The sequence below is a fragment of the Streptomyces sp. NPDC045956 genome, assembly GCF_056430705.1.
Genome location: NZ_JBWKKZ010000001.1, coordinates 443830 through 446926, shown reverse-complemented (window position 1 = coordinate 446926; position 3097 = coordinate 443830). Strand labels below are relative to the sequence as shown.

The 3097-nt window shown below is 74.6% G+C and carries 3 protein-coding genes and 1 pseudogene; all 4 read right to left on the bottom strand.

Going from position 1 to position 3097, the window contains the following annotated elements; all coding sequences use genetic code 11:
- A pseudogene (locus AC07FV_RS01945) lies at positions 1-423 on the bottom strand (Rne/Rng family ribonuclease); the annotation flags it as partial.
- 274 nt (positions 424-697) lie between these two features.
- The gene (locus tag AC07FV_RS01940; protein WP_479083944.1) at positions 698-1474 is read right to left on the bottom strand and encodes a TIGR03936 family radical SAM-associated protein; all 777 of its coding nucleotides are present in this window, start codon (positions 1472-1474) and stop codon (positions 698-700) included.
- A gap of 48 nt (positions 1475-1522) precedes the next feature.
- Positions 1523-2611, bottom strand: coding sequence for a hypothetical protein (locus AC07FV_RS01935; RefSeq protein WP_479083942.1), 1089 nt, complete (start codon positions 2609-2611; stop codon positions 1523-1525).
- Positions 2612-2648: 37 nt separating this feature from the next.
- Positions 2649-3097: FG-GAP repeat domain-containing protein (locus AC07FV_RS01930; protein WP_479083941.1), on the bottom strand; the 449-nt coding region annotated here is incomplete at its 5' end.

The following is a 3097-nucleotide window of genomic DNA, read 5'->3' as shown; positions in this document are numbered from 1 at the left end:
AGCCGCGTCCTCGACCGGCTCAGCGGCGGCCTCGGCCTGCACGGGAGCCTCGGCCACGGGGGAAGCCGGCACGACGGTCTCGGCCGCCTCCTCCGACGCCGGAGTCCCGGCGGGCGCGGAGGCACGGCGCACGGCACGGCGTCGCGGGCGAGCCGCGGGCGCGGGCTCCGGGGTCGCCTCGGCGGCCGGGGTCTCCTCGGTCACCGTCTCGTCCGTCTCCTCGGCCTCGTCGGCCTCGTCGGCCGGGGCGGTCACCGCGGCCGCGGTGACGGACTCCGCCGGAGCCTCGGCACCGGACGGCGGTCCCGCCGGGCGGGACGCGGCCCTGCGCCGTCGACGCGGCGGCAGGGTGTCGCTGGGGGTGTTCGACTCGGCGTCCGTCGAGGTGGTCGCGGACCCGGTGGGTTCGGTCGGTTCGAGCATGCGGGGGTTTCTCCCGTCAGGCTCCCGGGCGCCGCGCCTGGTCCGGCATCGATCTGGTCGACCGCCGGTGACGTCCGCGGCTCGCGCGATGCGCGGTCGCCGCCGTCCGGGGCGCGGGCGCCACTCGGGAGCTCTCCGTGTCTTGTCTCGCCGGTTCCGTACCCCTTGTCGTGCACGGCCTGGCGAAAGTCTTGTGGTGGGTGCGCTGCCCGGCCCAGGTGGCTCCCGAGTTCCAGGGCGGCGCTACGACGCCCGTCCCTACGCGGAACCTTCCTTACGCCGACGCCGTCGCGGCGGCGGAAGCGGCGGCCGGTTGCGGCTCGGGCGCTTCTGCCTCGCGGTCGGGCGCGAGCGGGTCGGTCACCGCACCGGTCTCTTCATCGAGCAGCCCCTGCGCCAGCCTGGTCACCGCTGCGGGGACCGGCGGCGCCAGGTCGGCCACGGCGCGAAGACCGGACAGGACGTCGTCGGGTCGTACGGCAGGCGTCACGTGCCGAACAACCAGCCGCAGTATCGCACAGGGCCGGTCGGTCGGCCTATCAGCCGGTGAACCGTGCGTGGTGGCGGTCTCGAGACGCACGACGGCGGAGCGGGCGTCGAAGGTACGGACGCCGTTCTTCGTCCTGCGCTGGACCTCGACGGCCTCGGCCGAGTTGAAAGCCGCCACGGCGCGATCGGCGTCCGCGGCCTCCACACCGTCCAGCCGCAGCTCCCACACGGAAGCCGTCAGCCGGTCGGCGAGCCCGGAGGTCCGGGCCTCGACCGCCTCGACGATGTCGAGCCCGGTGGGGAGCGACTCGTCGAGGAGCAGTCTGAGCTGCTCCGGGTCACGCGCTGCGGTGAGCGCGATCTCCAGGTACTCCGCCTCGCTGCCCGTGCCGGTGGGTGCGGCATTGGCGTACGACACCTTCGGATGCGGCGTGAACCCCGCCGAGTACGCCATGGGCACCTCGGCTCGGCGCAGCGCACGCTCGAAGGCGCGCTGGAAGTCACGGTGGCTGGTGAACCGGAGGCGGCCGCGCTTGGTGTAACGCAGTCGGATGCGCTGCACCGCGGGTACGGGCGGCGGGCCTTCGGGCTGTCGCTTGCCCAGTGTCGTTCAGTCCTTCGTGAGAGCGGTCGTACTACTACCAAGAGTACGTGCCTCGGCGACGGATGGTTCCCGCCGGGCCACCGGCCGAGCCCTCGGGGGCTCCCCGAAGAGCGCCCGCCGCACGTCGGCCCTGGCCTGCCGCACGGTCGTCCGGACGGAGGCGAGCGCCCGCCGGGTCGCACGCCCGGCGGCGCGCGAAGCCTTGGCGAGGGGCCGCAGGACGGTGTCCCGCACGGCGTGCCCCACCGGGGTCAGGACGCTCCGATAGGCCCAGCGCGCCGGCTCGACGACGGTCCACCGCACGAGGGCGGCGAGGAACCGCCCGACGGCGAGGGACACGTACCCCGCGATCCGCCAGGCATGGCCGAGGGCGTCCCGGACCTCCGTGCCGACGACCACCAGCACCCGGCCGACCGGTGCGAGCACCCACCGCCACACGGCGAGGGCCGGCAGCACCAACAGCACCCGAACGGTCCAGTACAGCGCCACGCCGACGCCGGTGGCCACCACGCGCAGGCACCGGGCCAGCCCTCGGCCGCACCAGGCGAGCGCGTGCCCCACCGGGGTGAGGACCCAGGTCCACAGCCACACCGCGGGGACGACGACGAGCCCCCGCGCCAACGCCGCGAGCACGGCGTACACACCGCGCCCGACCACTGCGAGCACGGCGTACAGACCGCGCCCCACGGCGGCGAGCACGGCGCCCACCCGCCCGGCGCACCATGCGAGGACCTGCCCCACCGGCGTCAGCACCCACCGGTACACCCACACCGCCGGCACGACGAGCAGTACGTACCCCAGCCAGGCCGCCCCCTTGGCCAGGGGCACGACGAGGTACCGCCACACCCCGACCAGCGGCCACACGAAGACGGCCCGCCCGAGCCACGCCAGCGCCCGCCCGACCGGGCGGAGCACCGTGTCCCGCACGACCCGCCCGGCGACGACGAGCGCGTCCCACACCAGCCGCACCGGCACGACCAGCACCAGGACGACGATCCGCACCGGAACGCGGATCGCCGCGGCGACGCACCCTTCCGGGTCCGATCGCCGCGGCGGCTCCTGCGGACGGCCCAGCGGCCGCTTCTCGAGGTCCATACCGGAACAGACGCCGGAACGCGCCGTCCGGATGCGGTCAGGTGAGTTCGCTGCGGGACCAGGTCCAGCTGCCGGAGGCAGCGCTCTCCCACTTGCGCACCGGCGCACCGAACCCGGCACCGCTGCTCGTCAGCGTCCACAGCGCGGTCCGGTTCGAACCGTCGGTGCCCTGACCGTTGTCGTACAGCACACCCACGTCGGTGCGGCCGTCACCGTCGAAGTCACCCGACGTCACCTTGGACCGCTCCCAGCCCCAGCTGATCGACCCCGCGCTGTCCCACCTGCGCACCGGCGCACCGAACCCGGCACCGCTGCTCGTCAGCGTCCACAGCGCCGTCCGGTTCGAACCGTCACTCCCCAGCCCGTTGCCGTACAGCACACCCACATCGCTGCGGCCGTCACCGTCGAAGTCACCCGACGTCACCTTGGACCGCTCCCAGCCCCAGCTGATCGACCCCGCGCTGTCCCACCTGCGCACCGGCGCAC